The organism is Nocardioides pakistanensis, from assembly GCF_054781215.1.
This window is the reverse complement of record NZ_BAAGUV010000034.1, coordinates 312,133-334,119: the sequence shown is the minus strand read 5'-3', so window position 1 is coordinate 334,119 and position 21,987 is coordinate 312,133. Positions and strand designations below refer to the sequence as shown.

16 protein-coding genes and 2 tRNA genes are annotated in these 21,987 nt (G+C 71.7%); 12 read left to right on the top strand and 6 right to left on the bottom strand.

Features of this window, described 5'->3' with window-relative positions; translation table 11 throughout:
- The first annotated feature begins 135 nt into the window (after positions 1-135).
- Complete coding sequence (locus ACYVIH_RS15100; protein WP_460870286.1) at positions 136-507, top strand: hypothetical protein; 372 nt, start codon at positions 136-138, stop codon at positions 505-507.
- Between the two features lie 334 nt (positions 508-841).
- Here the strand turns inward: ACYVIH_RS15100 and ACYVIH_RS15095 are convergent.
- Both ACYVIH_RS15095 and orn read right to left on the bottom strand, forming a co-directional pair.
- Positions 842-917: transfer RNA gene (locus ACYVIH_RS15095), tRNA-His, on the bottom strand.
- Between the two features lie 78 nt (positions 918-995).
- Complete coding sequence (orn, locus tag ACYVIH_RS15090) at positions 996-1,748, bottom strand: oligoribonuclease (protein ID WP_460870290.1); 753 nt, start codon at positions 1,746-1,748, stop codon at positions 996-998.
- 7 nt (positions 1,749-1,755) lie between these two features.
- Here orn and ACYVIH_RS15085 point away from each other — a divergent pair, with 7 nt between their 5' ends.
- The 3 genes from ACYVIH_RS15085 (at position 1,756) to ACYVIH_RS15075 (ending at position 4,123) form a co-directional block, all read left to right on the top strand.
- Positions 1,756-2,244, top strand: a complete 489-nt coding sequence (locus tag ACYVIH_RS15085) for a MauE/DoxX family redox-associated membrane protein (protein ID WP_460870285.1) — start codon at positions 1,756-1,758, stop codon at positions 2,242-2,244.
- Complete coding sequence (locus ACYVIH_RS15080; protein WP_460870284.1) at positions 2,241-3,023, top strand: DsbA family protein; 783 nt, start codon at positions 2,241-2,243, stop codon at positions 3,021-3,023. The genes ACYVIH_RS15085 and ACYVIH_RS15080 overlap by 4 nt, the downstream gene beginning before the upstream one ends.
- A 443-nt stretch (positions 3,024-3,466) precedes the next feature.
- Positions 3,467-4,123: a universal stress protein gene (locus ACYVIH_RS15075; RefSeq protein ID WP_460870283.1), complete on the top strand. Its 657-nt coding sequence runs from the start codon at positions 3,467-3,469 to the stop codon at positions 4,121-4,123.
- A 25-nt stretch (positions 4,124-4,148) separates the two neighbouring features.
- On the opposite strand, the gene ACYVIH_RS15070 is transcribed toward ACYVIH_RS15075, so the two are convergent.
- Complete coding sequence (locus tag ACYVIH_RS15070) at positions 4,149-6,809, bottom strand: cation-transporting P-type ATPase (RefSeq protein WP_460870282.1); 2,661 nt, start codon at positions 6,807-6,809, stop codon at positions 4,149-4,151.
- Between the two features lie 128 nt (positions 6,810-6,937).
- Here ACYVIH_RS15070 and ACYVIH_RS15065 point away from each other — a divergent pair, with 128 nt between their 5' ends.
- Genes ACYVIH_RS15065 through ACYVIH_RS15055 form a run of 3 tightly spaced genes read left to right on the top strand, consistent with a single transcriptional unit; the run spans position 6,938 to position 10,492 of the window.
- Positions 6,938-7,918, top strand: a complete 981-nt coding sequence (locus ACYVIH_RS15065; protein ID WP_460870281.1) for a gluconate 2-dehydrogenase subunit 3 family protein — start codon at positions 6,938-6,940, stop codon at positions 7,916-7,918.
- A complete protein-coding gene (locus ACYVIH_RS15060; protein WP_460870280.1) occupies positions 7,915-9,639 on the top strand; it encodes a GMC family oxidoreductase in 1,725 nt (574 codons plus the stop codon). The genes ACYVIH_RS15065 and ACYVIH_RS15060 overlap by 4 nt, the downstream gene beginning before the upstream one ends.
- Before the next feature lies 1 nt (position 9,640).
- Complete coding sequence (locus ACYVIH_RS15055) at positions 9,641-10,492, top strand: ThuA domain-containing protein (RefSeq protein WP_460870279.1); 852 nt, start codon at positions 9,641-9,643, stop codon at positions 10,490-10,492.
- A gap of 12 nt (positions 10,493-10,504) precedes the next feature.
- On the opposite strand, the gene ACYVIH_RS15050 is transcribed toward ACYVIH_RS15055, so the two are convergent.
- Positions 10,505-10,578, bottom strand: a tRNA-Arg gene (locus tag ACYVIH_RS15050).
- A 267-nt stretch (positions 10,579-10,845) separates the two neighbouring features.
- On the opposite strand from ACYVIH_RS15050, the gene ACYVIH_RS15045 reads away from it, so the two are divergent.
- The 4 genes from ACYVIH_RS15045 to ACYVIH_RS15030 all read left to right on the top strand — a co-directional run bounded on the left by ACYVIH_RS15045 (position 10,846) and on the right by ACYVIH_RS15030 (position 18,194).
- Positions 10,846-13,359 (top strand): SpoIIE family protein phosphatase, encoded by a 2,514-nt coding sequence (locus ACYVIH_RS15045; protein ID WP_460870278.1) that lies wholly within the window; start codon positions 10,846-10,848, stop codon positions 13,357-13,359.
- Between the two features lie 151 nt (positions 13,360-13,510).
- Positions 13,511-16,396, top strand: a complete 2,886-nt coding sequence (locus ACYVIH_RS15040; protein ID WP_460870277.1) for a DEAD/DEAH box helicase family protein — start codon at positions 13,511-13,513, stop codon at positions 16,394-16,396.
- Between the two features lie 116 nt (positions 16,397-16,512).
- On the top strand, positions 16,513-17,448 hold the full coding sequence (locus ACYVIH_RS15035) for an ABC transporter ATP-binding protein (RefSeq protein ID WP_460870276.1): 936 nt from the start codon (positions 16,513-16,515) through the stop codon (positions 17,446-17,448).
- Entirely contained in the window at positions 17,445-18,194 is a 750-nt protein-coding gene (locus ACYVIH_RS15030) for an ABC transporter permease (protein ID WP_460870275.1), read from the top strand. The genes ACYVIH_RS15035 and ACYVIH_RS15030 overlap by 4 nt, the downstream gene beginning before the upstream one ends.
- A 32-nt stretch (positions 18,195-18,226) precedes the next feature.
- Here ACYVIH_RS15030 and ACYVIH_RS15025 read toward each other — a convergent pair whose 3' ends face one another.
- Entirely contained in the window at positions 18,227-18,979 is a 753-nt protein-coding gene (locus tag ACYVIH_RS15025; protein WP_460870274.1) for a ZIP family metal transporter, read from the bottom strand.
- 139 nt (positions 18,980-19,118) lie between these two features.
- On the opposite strand from ACYVIH_RS15025, the gene ACYVIH_RS15020 reads away from it, so the two are divergent.
- The gene (locus ACYVIH_RS15020; RefSeq protein WP_460870273.1) at positions 19,119-20,192 is read left to right on the top strand and encodes a zinc-dependent alcohol dehydrogenase family protein; all 1,074 of its coding nucleotides are present in this window, start codon (positions 19,119-19,121) and stop codon (positions 20,190-20,192) included.
- On the opposite strand, the gene ACYVIH_RS15015 is transcribed toward ACYVIH_RS15020, so the two are convergent.
- Entirely contained in the window at positions 20,182-21,960 is a 1,779-nt protein-coding gene (locus ACYVIH_RS15015; protein ID WP_460870289.1) for a DUF429 domain-containing protein, read from the bottom strand. The genes ACYVIH_RS15020 and ACYVIH_RS15015 overlap by 11 nt on opposite strands.
- Between the last annotated feature and the right edge of the window lie 27 nt (positions 21,961-21,987).

Sequence of the window (21,987 nt, the reverse complement as noted above, 5' to 3'; positions counted from 1 at the left end):
AAAGGCATCTGTTGCGTTCACACCCCGGCGAGCCGCACACCTACCTGCGAATCCGGGTCTGACCGCGATCAGGACGGGGCCGTAACCCTGGTGCCGCCGCCGCGTTGAGCAGGCGACGAAGGGGGTGGTGGCCCGATGCGCCGCAGGCAGCGCACGCTCAGCGAGTTCCTCGCCCGCGCCCTGGCAGTGGCCGGCCTGGTCTACGCGGGGGTGGCGACGTACGCCGTACCCGCCACCTTGCTCTCGGCGGACACCGGCCGGACCCACGTCGTCGACCGGGGCGAGGTTCGGGGGCACGCCCCCGCCACCCGGTGGACGTCCGCTCACGCGCGACGGTTCCCGGGCTGCGGCGACATAGCGTCGTGGGAGGGGCCCACGGTGCCGGCCACCGTGGTCGTGGTGACTCGGGCCGGACGTGCACGGCAGATGCCCTTCGACGAGGCCTACGAGCGTGCCCGCAGCGCCAGCCGGGGCGACGACGTGTGGACCATCGGCGCCTGCCGATAGACGACGCTCGACGCACGAAGAAGGCCCCCGGCCGCCGGAGCGGACGGGGGGCACCGTGTCTTCGCAGGGCCGAACTCCCGCACCCGGTCGAGCCGGGATCACTTGGGCTACGGGTTCCCTGCCGGATGTCCGACGAGCAGCCGCGGGCACGACGGCAGCGCGTGGTGTGAGCACATGCAGCGAGGTGGAGGCCCGGTCCGAGCTTCCGATCCCTCCGGGGGCAGGGATACCCCGCTCCGGGCGGGTTGATGCGTCCGAGCCGCACGCGGCGAGGCGGAACCCTGCCGGAACGAGGAGGCGCCCCCCACCTTCGGGTGAGGGGCGCCTCGACGACTGGGGTGAACGACGGGACTCGAACCCGCGACATCCTGGACCACAACCAGGTGCTCTACCAACTGAGCTACGCCCACCATGACCGTGACTGTGCAGTCACGTCGGCTCCTCCTGGCGCGCCACGAGAAGCCGAGCGAGGAAGAGTGTACCTGGATTCAAGAAGCGTTCTGACCAGGGTCTTGTTCCCCGCCGACCGGGTCGGTGCCCGCGTCCTCGACGGCGACGGTCTCGGGCGAAGGGGCGGCCGCCTCGTCGCCGGCGCCGGTCAACGACCCGCCGTGCTCGGCGGCGAGCGCCTTGGCCGAGCTGGAGTCCGGGCCGGGCGACGGGACGAACACCGCGGCGCGGTAGTAGCGCAGCTCCTCGATGCTCTCCTGGATGTCGGCCAGGGCGCGGTGGTTGCCGGTCTTCGGCGGGGAGTTGAAGTAGGCCCGGGGGTACCACCGCCGGGCGAGCTCCTTGATCGAGGAGACGTCGACGATCCGGTAGTGCAGGAACCCCTCCAGCTCGGGCATGTCCCGCTGCAGGAAGGCCCGGTCGGTGGCGACGGTGTTGCCGGCAAGCGGGGGCCGGCTGCCGTCGGGGCAGTGCTGCCGGATGTAGGACAGCACCTGCTCCTCGGCCTCGCGAAGGGTGATGCCGTTGTCGAGCTCGGCGAGCAGACCGGAGACGGTGTGCATGTTGCGGACGAAGTCGTCCATCTGGTCGATCGCCTCCTGAGGAGGCTTCACCACGACGTCCACGCCCTCGCCGAGGACGTTGAGGTCGAAGTCGGTGACCAGGGCCGCCACCTCGATCAGGGCGTCCCTGCCGAGGTCGAGGCCTGTCATCTCGCAGTCGATCCACACCAAACGGTCATTCACGCTGTGCACCCTACTCAGGGTCTCCTCAGGAGGACTCCCTAGCATGGGGCGCATGGGGTGGATCGGACTTGCGTTCCGCATGCTGGTCGGCGGCGTGTGGATCGTCGCCGGGTTGCTGAAGCTTCCTGACCCAGCCGGCAGCGTGCGCGCCGTACGCGCCTATCAGCTGCTGCCCGAGGCGATCGTGCCCACGATCGGCTACGCGCTGCCGATCGTCGAGGTGCTGCTCGGGATCACCCTGGTGCTCGGTCTGCTCGTGCGCATCGGGGGCGTCCTCTCCGCGGTCCTCTTCCTCGCGTTCATCGTCGGCATCTCCGCAGCCTGGGCCCGCGGACTGCAGATCGACTGCGGCTGCTTCGGCGGGGGAGGGTACGACGCGAACGCGACCGAGAAGTACCCGTGGGAGATTGCACGGGACCTTGGTCTCCTCTTTGCCTCGGTCTGGCTGGTTTGGCGGCCGCGAACACCGTGGGCGTTGGACAATCGCCTCCTGCACCCCAGCACCATCGACCGCACCCCGACCGGAGAGCCAACCCGATGAGCAAGAAGCAGTCCAAGGCAACCCAGCAGGCCAACATGGCCGCCGCCTCCGAGCGCGCCGCCGCGATCCGCGCCGAGCAGGAACGCAAGGAGCGGCGCAGCCGGGCGCTGATGATCACCGGTGCAGTGGTCGGCGTCCTCGTCCTGGTGGTGGCCATCGTCGTCGCCGTCCAGGCCAGCCGGGACACCTCGGGCCAGGCCTCGACCCCGCCGGCCAACGTCGTCGACGAGTACACCCTCGCCATGGGTGACGACGACGCCCCGGTCGAGGTCACCGTCTTCGAGGACATGATGTGCCCCTACTGCGGGCTGTTCGAGTCCGTCAGCTCCGACAAGTTCAAGGAGTACGCCGACAGCGGCGACGTCCAGGTGCGCTACCACGTGGTGTCGTTCCTCGACCGCGCCTCGTCGACGAAGTACTCCACGCGGGCGGCCAACGCGATCGCGGTCGTGCTGGACACCGCCGGTCCCGAGGTCGCCGTGGAGTTCCACGACATGCTGTTCGCCAACCAGCCGGAGGAGGGCGGCGAGGGGCTCTCCGACGAGCAGATGATCGACATGGCAGTCGAGGCCGGCGCCGACCGCGAGGCGATCGAGGGCCCGATCGCTGACCTGAAGTTCGAGCAGTGGGTGGTCAACTCCACCAACGCCTGGTCCGAGGCCGGCCACACCGGCACCCCGACGGTCACCGTGGACGGCGAGAAGATCGAGTTCACCAGTGCCGAGGACCTGCTCAGCAACACCGAGAAGGCCATCGAGGACGCTCTCGCCGGCCAGTGAACCGGCGACCTTCGCCCCGATCATTCGGGGGCCGAAGGTCCCTTGCGCGATCCGGATTTCCGGGTGAGACTTGCCTCACATCGACGGAGGACCGCCCGCCGATGGGACCGGACGAAGTTCGGATCCCGGACAGGGACTACGCGTACCTGCAGCTGATGACGCGGCTGGGGATCCGGTGAACGCGTCCGCGAGGTGGCTGGCGTCGAACGGCCGTCACGATTGAGGCCCCGCAAACTCGTACTTTGCGGGGCCTCGCTACGTCTACCCGGGGCCAGGGGCGGCAAACCGGCGGCCGTTGGTGTCTGGACCGGGCTCGGCCCGAGCGGTGTGGGACCTCTGGTCCCCGGCGCAAGGGCCGCCCGCCTCTGCCCGGCGCGGGGCCGGCTCGGGATGCTGAGACTGGGGCTCCGTCGTCCCCGGTTCTGGCTGCCGCAGGAGGTGTGATGTCCGAAGCGGTGTTTCCGATCCTGGTTCTCGTCACGTGGGTCGCGGTGGGCATCGGCGCCGTGGTGTTCCTCGGCCGGCACGGCCGCCGCAGCCCGGCGTGGTTCGTGATCGGCGCCGTCCTCGGCCCGATCCTGTTCCCGATCGCGCTGGAGCTCGCCGAGCGGCAGGGCGTGCTGCTGGCTCGGACGCGTGCCGGAGGAGGCGAGGAGATGCCGTGCCTGACCGTGCTGGCCGCGGTCGACGGCTCCCGGGAGTCCGACGACGCCCTCGCCGACGCCGCGCGGGTGCTGGCCCCGAAGGGCGCACAGTTCGTGCTTCTCACCGTGGTGAACCCCGACCTCGGTGAGAACGACCCCGATGCCGCCCGAGCCGCCGACGAGCTGCTCAGGTCTCGCGCGAGCCGGCTTCCCGAGGGCTGCCTTCCGCCGGTCCACGAGGTGGTCTCCGGCGATCCAGCCGAGGTGATCCTGGACCGGGCAGTGGTCGACGCCGTGGACCTGGTGGTGCTCGGTCGCCGCGGGCGGGGGCTCTCGGAGATGCTCCTGGGCAGTGTCGCCGACGAGGTGGTACGACGCTCGCCCCGGCCGGTCCTGGTCGGCACCGCGCCTCCACGCCGCCGCGCTCGCAGAGCCGATCCGGCTGCGACGCGCTGACCGACCGACTGGTCGCCGCTGGCGCTCAGAGCGTCCGCGACCGCAGCCGGTGCTTGTCGACCGCGACCACCACCGAGGCGACCACGGCGACCAGGAGGATCCGCAGCCATGCGGCCCACCCGATCGGAGCGGTGCCGAAGATCCGGTTCATCACCGGCAGGTAGGTGATCGCCAGCTGGCCGAGCGCCTGGACGGTCACGCCGACCATCAGCCACTTGTTGGTCCAGAACCCGATCTGCCAGACCGGGTGGGTCAGCGAGCGGCAGCTGAAGAGGTAGAAGGCCTCGACCACCACGAAGACGTTGAGCGCCGCGGTCCGGCTGGCCTCGACCGAGGCGCCGGCGGACAGCTCGTACTCGAAGACCCACCACGACCCGATGACCAGCAGGGCGGAGACCAGCAGCGTGCGGAAGACCACCGGCCCGGTGAGCAGGGACTTCTGCGGATCCCGGGGCGGCCGGTCCATGATCCCGTGCTCCTTGGGCTCCCAGGCCAGCATCAGCCCGAGCAGGACCGCGGTGGTCATGTTGATCCACAGGATCTGGGTGGGGAGGATCGGCAGCGTCGACCCGAGCAGGATCGCCACGAGGATCACCATGCCCTCGCCCATGTTCGTGGGCAGCGTCCACACGATGAACTTGGTGAGGTTGTCGAAGACGCCGCGCCCCTCCTCGACGGCAGCCTCGATGGTGGCGAAGTCGTCGTCGGTGAGGATCATGTCGCCGGCCTCCTTGGAGACCTCCGTGCCGCCGAGCCCCATCGCGATGCCGATGTCGGCCTGCTTCAGCGCCGGCGCGTCGTTCACCCCGTCCCCGGTCATCGCCACGACGTGGTGCCTGCTCTGCAAGGCCTCCACCAGGCGCAGCTTCTGCTCGGGACTGACCCGTGCGAAGACCGCGGCCCGTTCCACCGCGTCGGGCAGGTCCTCGTCGGCGATCGAGTCGAGCTCGGCCCCGGTGAGCACCAGCCCGTCCTCGCCGTCGTCGAGCAGCCCGATCTGCCGGGCGATCGCCTGGGCGGTGACCGCGTGGTCCCCGGTGATCATCTTCACCGAGAGGCCGGCGGTGCGGCAGGTGCGCACGGCCGCGGCCGCGGTGTCCCGCGGCGGGTCGAGCATCGCCTGAAGCCCCGTGAACGTCATGCCCGCGAGCGCGTCGTGGGTGAGGGTGCCGGCGGGCTCGACCGACCGGTCGACCGCCGTGGCCAGGACCCGCATCCCGCGGGCAGCCAGCCGCTCGGCGGCCCGCAGCACGGTGTCCCGGTCGAGGGGCTCGCGGGTCCCGTCCGCGGCCATCTGCGCCGAGCAGAGCTCGAGGACCCGCTCGGTGCCACCCTTCACCAGCACGGTCTCGTCGGCGGTCGGGGGGTCGGTGTGCGAGGTTGCCATGTACTGCCGTTCGGAGCTGAACGGGAGCGTGTCGACCCTCGGCAGCGCATGCGGCTGGACGCCGTACCGTCGGGCAACGGTGAGCATCGCCGTCTCGGTCGGGTCGCCGACGCCGCTGCCGTCCTCGGCGAGCCGGGAGTCGTTGCAGTTGGCGCCGGCGAGCAGGCACCACCGCAGTGCCTCGTCGGCCGGCAACCCGGGCAGCTCGGAGCCGTCGGCGGGTACGTCGACCTGGCCGGCCGGCGTCCACAGGCTCTGGACCGTCATCTTGTTCTCGGTGAGGGTCCCGGTCTTGTCCGAGCAGATCACCGTCGCGCCGCCGAGGGTCTCGACCGCCGGCAGGCGCCGGATGACGGCTCGACGACGGGCCATCCGCGAGACGCCGATCGCCAGCGTGATGGTCACCGCGGCGGGGAGCCCTTCGGGGATCGCGCCGACAGCCAGGGCCACGGCGGCGGTGAACATCTGGGCCGCGGGCTCCCCGCGCACGACACCGATCGCGAAGGTGAGCGCCGCCAGGCCCAGGATCACCACGGTGAGCCAGATGCTGAACCGGGCGAGCTTGCGGGTCAGGGGAGTGGCCAGGTTCGCCGCGGACCCGACCAGGCGGTGGATCTCCCCGAGCTCGGTGTCCTCACCGGTCTCCATGACGATCCCCCGGCCCGTCCCGCCGGTGACGAAGGTCCCCGAGTACAGCATGTTGCGCCGGTCCGCGACCGGGGTCGCCGGAGGCAGTGCGACCTCGTCCTTCGCCACCGGCAGTGACTCCCCGGTCAGCGCCGACTCGTCCACCTGGAGCTCGCTCCGGTCGATCAGGCGCAGGTCCGCCGGCAGCTTGTCGCCGGCCTCCACCACGACCAGGTCTCCGGGCACGAGCTCCTCGGAGTGCACCATCCGCTGCCGGCCGTCGCGAACCACCCGGGCCTCGGTGTGCACCATGGAGCGCAGGGCGTCGAGCGCCGCCTCGGCCTTGGACTCCTGGATGAACCCCACGATCGTGTTCACGACCACCACGCCGAAGATCACCGACGAGTCGACGTACTCCTCGAGGAGGAAGGTGACCACCCCCGACACCAGGAGCACGTAGACCAGCGGGTTGTGCATCTGTCGCAGCAGCCGCACCAGCGGGTTCACGCCCGCGACAGGAGGCAGCTCGTTGCGGCCGTACTCCTCGAGACGTCGCGCGGCCTCCTGCTCCGTGAGGCCCGTGTGGCGGTCCGTCTCCAGCAGCAGGAGCACCTCGTGCACGGGCAGCTCGTGGTGGGTGCGTCCGGCGAGTGAGGGTGCGACGGTGGCCATGGTCCCAGTCCATCGTCCGGGGGACCCGCTCCCAAGGGCCGGAGGTCCCCGGTCAGGCCGGCCGTCCGCGCGCAGACGCCCCGGTGAACGGTCCGTAACGTCCCGGCCGAGAACGCGTTACACCTGGCGTGACCGAGGACCTCCAGATCACCCGTCGTTCCGTGCTCGCGGGCGCAGCCGTCGCCGGGGTGGCGCTGTTCGCCGGCGGACCCGGTGCCGGTGCGGCCGCCGTACCCCTGGGGACCGCGCGTGCCCGATTCCTGCGCCCCACCGAGCTGCGGACCCTGGAGGCCGTGGTCGACCGCGTGGTGCCCGGGACGCCGGAGGACACGGTGCCCGGCGCGGTGGCTGCGGGCTGCCACGAGGCGATCGACGCGCTGCTCGGCGCGTTCGCGTCCACGCCGCCGCGGATCTACGCCGGTGGTCCGTTCTCCGACCGGGGCGGGCGCCTGCGCAACGACTTCGAACGCTTCCTGCCGCTGGACCGTTACGAGTCCCGGGCCTGGCGCCTGCGGATCGAGGGGTCCCGTGGCCGCAAGGCCATGGAACGCAACGGCCGGGTCAAGGGATACCAGCGCACCTATCGCGACGGCCTGCGCGCGCTCGAGTCAGCGGTGCCGGGTGGCTTCGCCGCACTGCCGGGGCCCGCCCGCGACCTGGTGCTGCAGAGCAGCGACGACCCCCTCGTGCGAGAGCTGCTCGACCTGGCCGTGCCGCACACGCTGGAGCTGCTGTACGGCCCGCCCGAGTACGGCGGCAACCGCGACCTCGTGGGGTGGGAGACCACCTCCTACGACGGCGACACCCAACCGCGCGGCTACACGCGCGACGAGGTGCTGAACCCGGAGAGCGACGGGCCGCTGGACCTCGTCGGGGACCTCGCCGGCACCGGTGCGCTCCCGGCGGCCGGCACCGTGGCCCCGGCGGTCGCGCTCGGCTCGACCGAGCTGCTCCACGGGGTGCTGGCCGCATCGGGCGGGCGCTACACGGCGATGCGTGAGGAGGTCGGCCGGCTCACCGAGCCGGCGCCGGCGGTGGCCGAGCAGCTGACCAGGATCACGTCCGTTGCTGCCGACCTCCTCGCGGGCGTCACGGAGGCGGACCGGTGAGCCGCGAGGCAGTCGTGATCGGCTCCGGCGCAGCCGGCAGCGTGGTGGCCTGGGAGCTGGCCCGGCAGGGCTGGGCGGTCACCGTGCTCGAGCGAGGTCGCAACCTGCGGCCGGGGCTGGGGGAGGTGCCCAGCGGCAAGCTACGGACCGAGTACGGCAGCGACGAGGTCAAGGGGATGCGCCAGTTCGGCTTCCCCGACCCGCTGCTGGAGCCGTACACGACGCGGACCCAGGCCGAGGCCGCCCAGGGCGTGGCGCGCTCGGCGCAGGGCGCGCTCGGCCAGCTCGGTGCCACGGTCGGTGGCACCACGCTGCACTACAACGCGAAGACGCCGAGGTTCTGGAAGCAGGACTTCACGATGCTCTCCGACCACGGGCCGATCGAGGGTGCGCAGGTCGCCGACTGGCCGATCTCCTACGACGACCTCGCACCGTTCTACGACGTCGTCGAGCGCCGGCTCGGGGTCCAGGGCGACCGGCGGCGCATGCCCGCCCGCACCCTCGAGCAGTCCCCGCGGCGGCACCAGTTCGTGATGGCGCCGAACCCGACCGGTCACGCCGCGAGCCTGATCGCCGAGGGCGCTTCCCGGCTCGGCTACCAGGCCTACCCCTACCCCGCGGCGGTGAACTCCCGGGCGTTCGACGGCCGGCCGGCCTGCAACTCCTGCGGGCTCTGCTCCGGCTTCGGCTGCGCGATCAACGCCCGCGGCGACGCGCTGGTGTCCTGGCTCAACCCGGCGATGCGCACCGGCCGGGTCCGCGTGATCGAACGGGCCTACGTGCACCGGATCGAGACCACCCGCAACGGCCGCCGCGCCCGCGCCGTGCACTGGACCGACGTTCGCGGCCGCCGGCACCGGCTGCCGGCCTCGACCGTCGTGGTCGCGGGCAGCCCGATCAACACCGCGCGGCTGCTGCTGCTCTCGGCCAACGGCGCGCACCCCGACGGGCTGGGCAACGGGTCCGGCCAGGTCGGCCGGAACATGATGTTCCACAACTTCACCTACGCCGCCGCGCTGTACGCCGAGGACATCAAACCGCTGCGGGCGCAGAGCACGACCCTGCAGATCGACGACCTCGTCGGCCCTTTCACCGGACCGGAGGTCTCCGCCCTGGGCGTGCCCTACATCGCCGGCGGGATCGTGCAGGTCGGCTCCGCGGTCCCGCTGCTGGGCGCGGCCACGATGCTCTCGGGGTACGTCGGCTACGGGATGCCGCTCAAACAGCTGATGAAGGCCGGCGTCCTGCACGCCCGCGCGGCTGCCTCCCAGCTGATCCACCAGGATTTGCCGCAGGCCGAGAACCGAGTCGATCTCGACCCGAAGGTCCGCGACTTCCTCGGCTTCCCCGCCGCCCGGATCACCTACAGCCCGCACCAGCACGAGAAGGCCGCGGCGACGTACCTCGGCGCCCGGATGCAGGCGATCCACCAGCTCGCCCCAGGCTCGCTCGGTGCGGTGACGCTGCCGATGCCGCTGCTCAACGAGGGCATCACCTACACCGCGCACCTCGCCGGCACGGCACGGATGGGACGCGACCCGCGGACATCGGTGTGCGACGACGCGGGGCGGCTGCACGAGGTCGACAACGTGTACGTCGCCGACGCCTCGCTGTTCCCGACCTTCCCCGGGTTCAACCCCACCCTGACCGTCATGGCCAACGCACTGCGCATCGCGCGCGGCATCGCCGGCGGGGACGACCGCTCGGCCCAGGAGGACTGACATGTGCGACCACGAGACCCGGCGCTCGCTCCTGCTCGGCGGCGGCCTAGCCGGAGCCGCGACCTTGGGTGCGCCGTTGATCGGCGCCGCGCCCGCGGCCGCAGCACCGCGCCGCCGGCACCGGGTGCTCGTGTACTCCCGGACGGCCGGGTTCCGGCACTCCTCGATCGAGGTGGGCGTGACCACGATCGAGCAGCTGGGGGAGGAGCACGGCTTCGCCGTCGAGGCGTCCGAGGACCCCGCGGTCTTCACCGACCGCAACCTTCGGCGCTTCACTGCCGTGGCCTTCCTCAACACCACCGGTGAGGTGATGACACCCGGCGGCCGGCAGGCGCTGCGGAGGTTCGTCCTCTCCGGCGGCGGCTGGGTCGGGGTGCACTCCGCTGCGGACACCGAGTACGACTGGCCGTTCTACGCGCGCCTGCTCGCCGGTGGGTACTTCCTGGCGCACCCCGTTCAGCAGCCGGGGGTGGTCGTCCGGGAGTCGGCCACGCACCGCTCGACCGCACACCTGCCGGAGCGCTGGACGGTGCCGTTCGAGGAGTTCTACTCGTTCAAGGCCAGCCCGCGCGGCAGGGCGGAGGTGCTGCTGAGCATCGACGAGTCCACCCACCTGCAGGACCCCAACACCAGCCACCTGCCGGGCGAGACGTTCCCCGACGGCTACGAGCCGGTCTCCGGGACGATGGGGGACCACCCGATGTGCTGGCAGCACCGAGTCGGTCGGGGCGTGTCGTGGTACACCGCGCTCGGGCACGAGACGCACATGTACCTCGACCCGTCGTACCGGACGCACCTGGCGGGTGGCCTGCTCACCGCCACCCGGCACGGTCGGCGGCATCTGCCCGCCTGACGGACACAGAAGCGCCCCCGGCAGGACTCGAACCTGCGGCCATCAGATTAGAAGTCTGCCGCTCTATCCAGCTGAGCTACGGGGGCGGGGGGTCGGAAACACCATCGGACTGATCGTCGGCTCACCGACGTGTCGTTCTGCAGTCCGGCATACCGGCCCGGGCCCAGTATGCCGGATCCCTCGGCGGTCGGACGCGGGTCCTCCCCGGAGCCGACCCGTTCCCGGGGCCGTCGGCGCACAGGGCCGGTGATCCGATTCGACGGTCGGGTGTCGCCGACGGCGGTAGCGTTGGCAGGGTCGGGCCGGTGGTCGATCGTGGGATCGTTCGCCACGCCGGGACTGGGAGGTGGGCGGTGACCGTCCCGCAGGCACGCAAGGGCAACGGCCTTCCGTTGGACCCTGATCGGGTCCGACTGCTGCTGGCCCACCTCCCCGCTGCGGTGGCGTACCTCGACGGACCGGACCACGTGTTCACGATGACCAACGGCGCCTACGAGGAGCTGGTCGGGGGACGGCGGGTGGTGGGGCTGCCCGTGCGCGAGGCGCTTCCGGAGCTCGCCGGGCAGGGCTTCTTCGAGCTGCTCGACGAGGTGCTCGACACCGGAGAGCCGTTGGTACGCCGGGAGGCGCGGGTCGAGCTGCACCGCACCGGCGGGTCGGACACGGTGTTCGTGGACTTCGTCTACCAGCCGGTGTCAGGCGCCGACGGGCGTCCGTCCGGAGTGTTGGTGCATGCCGTCGACGTCAGTGACCATGTCCGCACCCGACGTGCGGTCGAAGAGCTCGCTCACGACCTCGCGGCTGCGGAGGACCGCCACCGACGGCTGTTCGACACGCTGCCGGCCGCGGTCGTGTACCAGGACGCCTCGGGCGAGATCATCGCAGCGAACCCGGCGGCGGTGACGATCCTCGGGATCGGGTCCGAAAGCCTTCTCGGGCGGGACTCCGACGCTCCGGAGTGGGAGGCCGTGCGCGAGGACGGCACCACCTTCCCCGGCCAGGAGCATCCGGCCATGGTCGCGCTGCGCACCGGTGCTGTGGTCCGCGACGTGGTGATGGGCATCCGGCACGGTCGCACCGGGCAGCGTCGGTGGCTGAACGTGACTGCGGTGCCGGATGCCTTCGACCACTCCGGCGCGGCGCAGCGGGTCTACACGATCAGCAGCGACATCACCGAGCCGCGCCGCACCGCCGCTGCGCTGGCCGAGAGCGAGCAGCTGGTGACCCGGCTCCGGGAGTCCAACGCGCTGGCGATCGCGGTTGCCGACGAGGAGGCGGTGCGCGAGGCCAACGACCGGTTCCTCGACATGATCGGTTACAACCGCGCCGACCTCGACTGCGGCCGCATCTCCTGGCGCGAGATCACTCCGCCCGAATGGGAGGCGGCCGACGAGGAGGCACTGCACCAGTTGCGCACCAGGGGAGTGTGCGCGGCGTTCGAGAAGCAGTACGTGCACCGGGACGGACACCGCGTGCCGGTCCTGCTCGGGGCCGCGACGATCGGAACCGATCCGCTGCGCTGGGTGACGTATGCCGTCGACCTGACGGCGCAACGAACCGCAGAGGCGGCGCGTGCTGCAGCAGCTGAGCGGGAGCTCGCCGCGCAGGCCGCAGCCACCGCCGCCGAGGACCAGGTGGCGGTGTTGCTCCGGGCCGGCAGCCTGCTCGCAGCGACCCGCGACATCGCCGAGCTGCTCAGGCGCGCGGCGGACATCGTCGTGTCGGCGTTCGGCGACTGGGCGATCGTGTTGGTGCCCGAGGACGAGCAGAGACTGCGAGTGGCTGCGGCCGCACATGCCGACGCCGCCCGCAGCGGACTGACGCTCGGGTTGGTGGGCAGGACCATGCCGATCACTAGTCGCCTCGGGCCGGCCTCGGCGTTCCGCACCGGTTCCACCCGGATCGTCGATGACGTCATGGGCGAGTTCGAGGGGTACGACGACCAGACGCTCGTGCGGGCCGCAGCCCTGCTGGAGCCGGCCACACTCGTCGCCGCGCCGCTGGTGACGGCCAGCACCACGCTGGGCGTGCTGGCCGTGGGCCGGTCGGCCGGACGACCACCCTTCGGCGACCTGGATGCGGCACTGGTGACCGAGCTGGCCCGACAGCTCGCACTCGGACTGCGCAACGCGCAGGTCTCGGCGCACGAGCACTCGGTCGCCGAGACCCTGCAGCGAGCGGTGCTTCCGCCGCGGCTGCCGGCCACTGACGGACTCCGGCTGGAGGCGACGTACCTTCCTGCCACCACCGGCGTGAGCGTCGGTGGTGACTTCTACGACGCCTTCGAGCTCGACTCGGGCCGCGTCGGTCTCGTCGTCGGCGACGTCGCCGGCCACGACATCGACGCTGCGTCGGAGATGGGTCAGCTGCGCAACGGGCTACGGATGATCGCTGCGCTCAACGCCGACCCGGCCGCCGTCCTCGCAGACACGCAGCGCGCGCTCGCTCGGCTTCTGCCGGACGTGCTCGCCACGGTGTTCTACGGCGTGCTCGACACCTCGACCGGGGAGCTTGTGTACGCGAACGCCGGGCATCCCGCGCCACTGGTCGTCGACGGCCCTACCGGCACCTTCCTCGAGGATCCGCCAGGTCCGATGCTCGGTGCCGTGCCCGAAGCGAGGTTCCCGCTTCGCCGCCACCGTATCCCCGAGGGCGGGACGCTGATCCTCTACACCGACGGCCTCATCGAGGACCGCCGCCGTCCCATCGACGAGGGAATGCGCGAGCTGATGACGGCCGCTACCGTCGCGGACCCGGGTGGGACCGAGCCGCTTTCCCAGCGAGTGACCACCGCGCTGCTGGGTAGCCTCGCCCGCGCCGACGACATATGCGTCCTCACTGCTCGTCTTTCGTTCGGCGGACCGTAGGCCCGCCGGCGGCGATGAGTGCTCGGAGCCCAACCATCGTCGTGAGGGAGCTCGGCATTCCGGCCGCTACGGAGGGTCGGGAGTCTCGCCGCGAGAACGTTCCGGATAACGTCCCGGTGGTCAGCGAGCCCACGACACGCAGGAGCGGCGGATGAGTGAGGTGCCCTCGCGTCGGGCCACGCGACCCGGTCCCGCTGTGGCGCCCCCGCTGCGCACCCATCAACGGCTCGCACTGGAGGCCCTGGACCGGGCGTGGGGGAAGGGGCGCAGGCGCGCCTGGGTGGTGCTGCCGCCCGGCGCCGGAAAGACCCGCGTGGGGCTGGACACCATCGCGGACGCTCTTGCCGACGGCGATGCGGACCGGGCGGTGGTCCTTGCCCCGAACACTGCGATCCAGGCGCAGTGGGTCGCGGCGGCCACTACCCACGGGCTCGACGCCGGCACCGACCGGGACCTGGCCGCGCAGGTCACCTGTCTGACCTACCAGGCGTTGGCGGTGTTCGACGCCGACGCCGAGGTCGACGACGACCCGGAGCAGACCCCACCCGCGGAGTCCGAAGGCCGGCTGCTGGACCGGCTGCATCCGAACGGCAGAGCACTGGTGGACAAGATGCGAGCGCAGGACTCGCTGTTGCTGGTGCTCGACGAGTGCCACCACCTGCTCGAGGTGTGGGGGCAGCTGCTGGGCGAGCTGCTGCACACCGTCGAGGACGCCAGGGTGCTCGGGCTGACCGCGACACCTCCGGACTCGCTGACCGCGTCGGAGGCCGAGCTGGTCGCCGACCTGTTCTCCGAGGTGGTGTTCCGCGCCGCTGTGCCGGCGGTGGTGAAGGAGGGGGACCTGGCGCCGTTCGCCGAGCTGGCCTGGCTGACCACCCCGACGACCCACGAGTCCGAGTGGTTGGCCACCGAGGCCTCCCGCTGGCGGGAGCTCACCTTGTACCTGACCGACCCGACGTTCGGCAGCGTCCCGTTCCTGGAGTGGGTGCGGACCCGTTTCGTCGAGCCGGTGCCGAAGGTGCGCAGCTGGGCCGAGCTCGCGAAGGCAGAGCCGAGGCTCGCGGACGCCGCGTTGCGGCTGTGCCACGCCGAGCTGCTGGAGCTGCCCGAGGGCGCCCGGCTGCTCGAGCAGCACCGCCGGGCTCCCGATGCAGAGGACTGGGTGCTGCTGCTCGATGACTGGGCCGGCACCCACCTGCTGCGGAGCAGCGACCCCCGCGACCAGGAGGTGGTCGCCAAGGTCAAGGCGGCGCTCCCGTCGGTCGGGTACGTGCTGACCCGGCGAGGGGTACGGCGGGGCCGCTCGCCGGTGGACCGGGTGCTGGCCCGCTCCCATGCCAAAACCAGCGCCGCAGTCGAGATCATCACCGCCGAGCACGGCATCCTCGGTGACCGCACCCGGATGCTGGTGCTCTGTGACCACGAGCGCAGCTCGGCGACCTTGCCGACCGGCTTGGTCGGGGTGCTCGACGTACAGTCCGGCTCGGCGGTCGCGACCTTGGAGGCCCTGGTCGCCGATCCCACCACCGCGGCGCTGTCGCCGCTCCTGGTCACCGGCTCGGTCGTGGCGGGCGCGCCGTTGGTGCTCGCCGAGCTCGCGGCGTGGGTCGGCGAGCACCATCCCCATCTGGCCGGGAAGCTGGAGATCGACGGCGACGGCCCGGTCGCCGAGCTCGTGGGCCCGTGGTCGTCACGGACGTGGGTCCGGCCGGTCACGTCCTTCTTCGAAGCCGGCCACTGCCGGGTGCTGGTCGGCACCCGGGGTCTGCTCGGGGAGGGCTGGGACGCCCGGCGCGTCACCGGCGTGGTGGACCTGACCACCGCAACCACCCTGACCGCGGTCGTCCAGACCCGCGGCCGCGCGTTGCGCACCGACCCGCGCTGGGATGACAAGGTCGCCGTGAACTGGACGGTGGTGTGCGTCAGCGACGCGCACCCCAAGGGCGGGAACGACTGGGCGAGGTTGGTGCGCAAGCACGAGGGGTTCCACGGTGTCGACGAGGACGGCGACGTCGTGGACGGCGTCTCGCACATCGACGGGGTCTTCTCGCCGTACGCACCGCCGCCGGTGGAGGAGTTCGCAGACATCAACGCGCGCATGCTGGCCCGCGCAGCCGACCGCGACGACATCCGGGACCGGTGGCGGGTGGGGGAGCCGTACCGGGACTCGGTCGCGGCGACGCTACGTGTCCGCACCGACGCCGCAGCGCCGCCCATTCCTGCTTCGGCGGCGGGTGTGTCCCGGCTCGAGCTGGTGCCTGCTCCCGTGGTGCTGCACGCGGACGGCGCCACGGTCCGAGACCAAGCAGTCGTGCCGCCTCGGACGACTGCGTGGACGGACACGGCAGCGGCGGTCGCGGCGGGAGGTGGCGGCCTCGTCGCGGCGTCCGCGCCGGTCGTCGGCTGGTACGCCGTGGCAGGGCTCGGCGTCGCAGCCGGGGGCGCCGCAGCGATCCGCTCCCGACGTCGTGATCGTGACGCGATACTCCGTGAGTGGGTCATCGACCACGTTCGCCGGGCGGCGGCGGTCCCCTCCCTGGGGCAGGTCGCCGCTGCGGTCGCCGACGCACTCGCCGCGTCCGGGTTGACCACCGTCGGCGCCGCAGACGTGGTGGTCGAGGTGCATCCCGGCGGGGAGCACCGGTGCCGGCTGGAGGGCGCGGAGAGCGACGCCGAGGTGTTCGCCGTGGCGCTCGACGAGGCGCTCGCGCCGATCGGCACCCCGAGGTACGTGCTGTCGCGGCACACCGTGGCCGGTCTGCCTGACCCGAGCGACCTCCAGCCGCTTCGGAGCGCCGATCACGCACTCTCCGCGCTGCAGGGGTTCCGCCCGGACGCGGAGACCTGGCACCAGGTGCCTGCGGTGCTCGGGGTGAACGCCTCGCGCGCGGAGGCGTTCCGGACCGCCTGGACCCGATGGGTGGCGCCCGGGCGTCTGCTGTTCACCGGCAGTCCCGAGGGCGCCGGAGTGCTGGCTGCCCAGCAGGGGGCCGACCCGTTTGCTGCCACCACGGTGCTGCGACGCCACTGGTTGTGAGCCCGCCTCCCGTGGGTCCGGCGCGGTCTCGACGGGCTCGACATGCGGGCCAGGTCGGTGACAGCGGGGACCTTGGCCTCTGGCATGGACGATCCTCGGCGGCGGACCGTCGAGCCATGGGCAGGGCCGTCGACGTCACCGCGCTGCGGAAGCACTACGGAACCACGGTCGCGGTGGCCGACGTGTCGTTCCACGTCGAGGAGGGCGAGATCTTCGGCCTGCTCGGGCCGAACGGTTCCGGCAAGACCACCACCGTCGAGTGCCTGCAGGGACTCCGCCGTCCGGACGCCGGAACGATCACGGTGTTCGGGCACGACCCGGTGACCGAGCCGGCCCGGATCCGCCGCATCATCGGCAGCCAGCTGCAGGACTCGGCGCTTCCCGACCGACTGCGCGTAGGTGAGGCGCTGCGGCTGTTCTCCGCGATCAGTCCGGGTGGGCCGCCCTGGGAGCAGCTGCTCGACGATTGGGGGCTGGCCCACCGCCGGAACACTGCCTTCGGTGACCTCTCGGGCGGGCAGAAGCAGCGGTTGTTCGTCGCGCTCGCGCTGGTCGCCGACCCGCAGCTGGTCGTCCTCGACGAGATGACCACCGGCCTCGACCCTGCCGCACGCCGGGTCGCCTGGGACCTGGTGGCGGCGGTGCGCGACCGGGGTACGACGGTCGTGCTGGTCACGCACTTCATGGACGAGGCCGAGCGGCTCTGCGACCGGCTGTCCGTCCTCGTCGAGGGCCGGGTGGTGGCGTCGGGGACCTCGGCCGACCTCATCGAACGACACCAGCCGCTCAAGGTGGTCCGCTTCACCGCCCCACCCGCGTTCGACAGCGGCATCCTGCAGGCGGTCCCCGGAGTGAACGACGTCGAGCGCCTGGACGGCCGAGGAGTGCAGGTCACCGGTGCCGGTGCCCTCCTCGCCCGGGTCGGGCACGCTCTCGTCGCGCACGGGCTGGAGCCCGAGGACCTCCGTCCAGTGGTCCCCACCCTGGAGGACGCCTACCTGGCCCTGACCGAACCGGAGGTCCACGGGATCCGAGAGGGGGTGGTCTCGTGAAGGCGTTCCGCGCGCTGACCTGGGTGGAGATCAAGCTGTTCGGCCGCGAACCGTTGACGGTGGTGTTCGTCCTGGTGCTGCCGGTGGTGGTGCTCTACGTCCTCAACGGTGTTTTCGCCGGCCCCGCGGACCCCAGCGTCTGGGGCGGCATCCCCGCCGTCGACTTCTACACCCCCTCCTACGTGGCGCTCGTCTCCGCCACGGCCGGCGTCCTCTCCCTGCCGGTGCACCTGGCCGGTTACCGCGAGCAAGGGGTGCTCCGGCGCTTCCGAGCTTCGGCGATCCCGCCGTCGACCCTGGTCGCCGCCCACATGGCCGTCACCGTGCTGGTCGCGGCCGCCGGCGCGGTCCTGCTGACCGCCGTGTCCGTCCTCGCGTACGACGCACCGCTGCCGCACAGCTGGGGCGGTGTGCTGGCCGGGTATCTCCTGCTGAGCACCAGCTTCGCAGCCCTCGGCGCCTTCCTCGGGTTCGTGATGCCCACCGCCCGCACCGCGCAGGGCCTCGGTGTCCTGCTTTTCTTCGTGTTCATGATGCTGGGCGGTGCCGGACCTCCCAAGGAGGTGCTCCCGGATGCGCTCTCCAGGATCGGCGACGCCGTACCCGTCACCTATGCCGCGCAGCTGCTGCGGGATCCGTGGCTGGACCTCGGTTGGCACGCCACCCCGGCTCTCGTGATGGCCGGGCTCCTCGTCGTCAGCCTGTTGCTGACCGCGTGGCGGCTGCGTGCCGACGACGCGGGCTGACCCGAAACCCCGTCCACCCGCGGTTCCGCGTCTCAGGTGCTCCGTGAGATCGCGAAGGCGGCCAGAAACCCGACGGTCGCGATCAGGCCGGCGTACAGATGCGTGCTCTCGAAGGCCTCGGGGATCATGGTGTCGGCGATCATCGCGAGGATCGCGCCGGCGGCGACGGCGGTGATGACCGCGATCAGCTCGACGGAAGCGCCTTGCAGCAGCAGGGCGCCGAGCGCGCCGGCTACGCCGCTGGCGAGCGCGATGCCGCCCCACACCCCGAAGATGTACCTCGCGGTGCGGCCGCTTCGCTTCATGCCGGCCGAGCTGGACAGCCCTTCGGGCAGGTTCGACACGAAGATCGCCGCGAGGACGGCCGGACCGACCCCGCCGCCTCCCAGGAGGGTGAGTCCGAGCACCACCGACTCGGGGACCCCGTCGAGCAGAGCGCCGACCGCGATCGCGGTGCCGCTGCCTTGCTGTGCTGCCTCCGACGCCTGCTGGCCGCCCGAACGTTTGCGGTGGCGGGCCCCCCGTCTCGCCAGGGCGACGTTGGCCGCGACATAGACCACCGCTCCGGCCAGGAAACCCAGGATCGTCGGCAGCAGGCCACCGCTGCGTTCGGCGTCGTCGACCAGGTCGAAGGCCAGTGCCGAGATCAGCACGCCCGCCCCGAACGCCATCACCGAGGCGACGACCCGCTGCGGGACGCTGACGTACCAGGCGATCGCCGCGCCCAGCACCAGCGCGCTGCCTGCCAGGAGGCCCCACAGCCCCGCCTCGATCCACACAGCCACGACGTCGAACCTAACCCCCGCCTCCCATCGTCGTGACCTACGGCCGGTGGACGGGACGTTGGGCCCTGTGCCTGCGACCCCGGCCGTCTCGAAACTGGTGCTGGCTCGCGTGCGCATCCGGCCCCGCGAGCTTCCCCACATGGAGGAAGGCACCCACATGAAGGCACTCGTCTACCACGGTCCCGGCAAGAAGTCCTGGGACGAGGTACCCGACCCGAAGATCATCGAGCCCACGGACGTCATCGTCCGGATCGACACCACCACCATCTGTGGCACGGACCTGCACATCCTCAAGGGCGACGTGCCCGCGGTCACCGAGGGCCGGATCCTCGGCCACGAGGGCGTCGGCACGGTCACCGAGGTCGGTTCCGCGGTCTCGACGATCGCCGTCGGAGACCGGGTGATCATCTCCTGCATCAGCGCGTGCGGATCTTGCTCGTACTGCCACCAGGGCCTGTACGCTCACTGCCTCGCCGACGAGGGCGCCTCCGGCATCGGCTGGATCTTCGGCCACCTGATCGACGGCACCCAGGCGGAGTACGTCCGGGTGCCCTTCGGCGACAACTCGCTGTACAAGCTGCCCGAGGGCGTCGACGACGAGGCCGCCGTGATGCTGTCCGACATCCTGCCGACCGGTTTCGAGATCGGCGTCCGCTACGGCAAGGTCAAGCCCGGCGACGTGGTCGCCGTGGTCGGTGCCGGCCCGGTCGGTCTGGCCGCGATCATGACCGCGGGGCTGTACGGCGCCGCCCGGATCATCGCGATCGACCTCGACGACAACCGTCTCGAGCAGGCCAAGGCCTTCGGCGCCACCGACGCGGTCAACAACGGCGCGTCGGACTGGGAGGAGAAGGTCAAGGCGATGACCGACGGCCTCGGCGTCGACGTGGCGATCGAGGCGGTCGGTGTGCCGGCGACCTTCGAGGCCTGCACCAAGATCGTGCGCCCCGGTGGGTCGGTGGCCAACGTCGGCGTGCACGGCGCGCCGGTCGAGCTGGCGCTGCAGGACCTGTGGATCATGGACCTGTCGATCACGATGGGCCTGGTCAGCACCAACACCACGCCGATGCTGCTGAAGCTGGTCGCCCAGCACAAGCTTGCCGCGGAGAAGTTCGCGACCCATCACTTCAAGCTCGACGAGATGATGGACGCCTACGACACCTTCGGTCGGGCCGCCGAGACCAAGGCACTCAAGGTGGTCATCACGCGCTAGCGCGCAGCTTCTCGAGCCGGGCGCTCAGCAGCGCCGCCCGGTGCGCGTTGCCGTGCAGGTCGACGTACCGCTGGCCGAAGATCGCCAGCAGCGCGTCGTCGAGCCGGCGGACCGCACCGGGCGGGTACCGGTAGGCGAGCCGGGCGTTGATCGCCTCGCTGTCCACCGAGGTGAGCAGTGCGGCGAGCTCGTCGAGGGACGTGATGCCGAGCTCGAGGAGCAGCCCGGACACCCACGCGTAGTGGTCGGGCCGTGACCAGCCGGCGTCGGCGTACTGGCTGGTGAGGAACGTGGCGAGGTCCTGCGCGCTGATCCGCGGGTCGCTCACGTCGGTGGGCGGCAGCTCCTCCGACGCCGTGGCCTGCAGCCGGTCCCGGATCAGGGAGAACTCCCGGTCGGCGAGCTCGAGCAGCCCCGCGGCGAGGGTGAACCGCCGGTCGAGGTCGGGCACGTGCTCCTCGGGGATCGTGCCCTTGTAGCGGATCGCGTGCTCGAACTCGGCCCAGGCGTGCTGCAGCACGGTCCGCACCTGGACCTGGGCCCGCCACCGGCTGAGCTCGTCGTACGACGGGGGAGCGCCCTTCGCCGGGTCGACCCGCAGCAGCAGGTGCCGGCTCGCGTACCCGAACCTGCCCTCGCTCGCGGTCTCCTGGCCCATGTCCCGGTCGTCGAGGATGCTCAGCTGGTCGCCGAGCAGGTCCGCGACCGCGGCGACGTCGCTGTGCAGGTAGGTGATCACGCGGACCCCGATCTGGTCGGTGATGTCCTCGAGCGGATCGGCGTAGAGCGGGCGGCCGGCGACGCTGCGGTCCGCCTTGGCCGCGAACGACGCCACGCTCTTGGCTCGGCCCTCGACGCTCAGGTAGTTGATGCCGGCGTCGTCGAGGAGGGTGGTGACCAGGGCGACGTACCGCTCGGTGAGGCGGCGCAGCTCGGGCTGGAGCTCGGCGTACCGGCGCACCGCCTGTCGCACCGGCTCGTTGTCCGGGGGCGGCGGCGGTTCCTCGGCGGCGGGCACTCGCGGCGAGGGGGCGTGTCCCTCGGGGAGGGTGGGGGTGACGATGTAGCCCGACTCGTGGTCGCCGTACACGGTCGTCTGCTCGGGTCGTCGTGCCGACCACATCGCCACGTAGCCGCACAGCACCGCGTCGACGGGGTCCTCGGCCCGGCGCAGCTCGCTCTTGCGCTCCGCGGCGACGACCTGCGCCTTCAGTGCACGCCAGTCCTCGTGCTCGGTGACGCGCAGCGGCACCGGGGAGTCCGCGAGGCCCTCGATCAGCTCCATCAGCCGCAGCAGCTCGGCCCGCAGCTGGGGCAGCGGCCTTCCCGTCTTGTGCTTGTACTTCAGCGTCCTGCCGAGGCGGAACAGCGCGACGGTCGCAGGGTGCGGGTACACCTCGATCGCACGGCGGCGCGCCTTCGATGTCGGGTCGAGGTCGAGCCCCAGCTCGGTGGCGAGCCTGGCCCCGCGCGGGACACCCGCGAGCTCAGGCTTCCCGGTGTTGGACGGGTGCGCGCCGGCGTCGAAACGCGCGAAGTCGCGGTTGAGCGCGGCCTCGCACGGCCGGTTGCCGGTGGCGTTCTTCACGATCAGCGGCGCGTCGATGCCGACCAGGCAGTCGCCGTCGACGTACGGCGCCAGCGCGCTCAGGATCTCCGCGTCGCTGCGCTGCGCCGAGACATGGACGAGCCGCCCGTCGGCCTCCAGCACCGCGAGTCCGGTGGTCTTCTCGTTGCCCCAGGCGAGGTCCACGCCGACGAAGTGCATGAGCACACCCTGCACTGTCCGGGACTC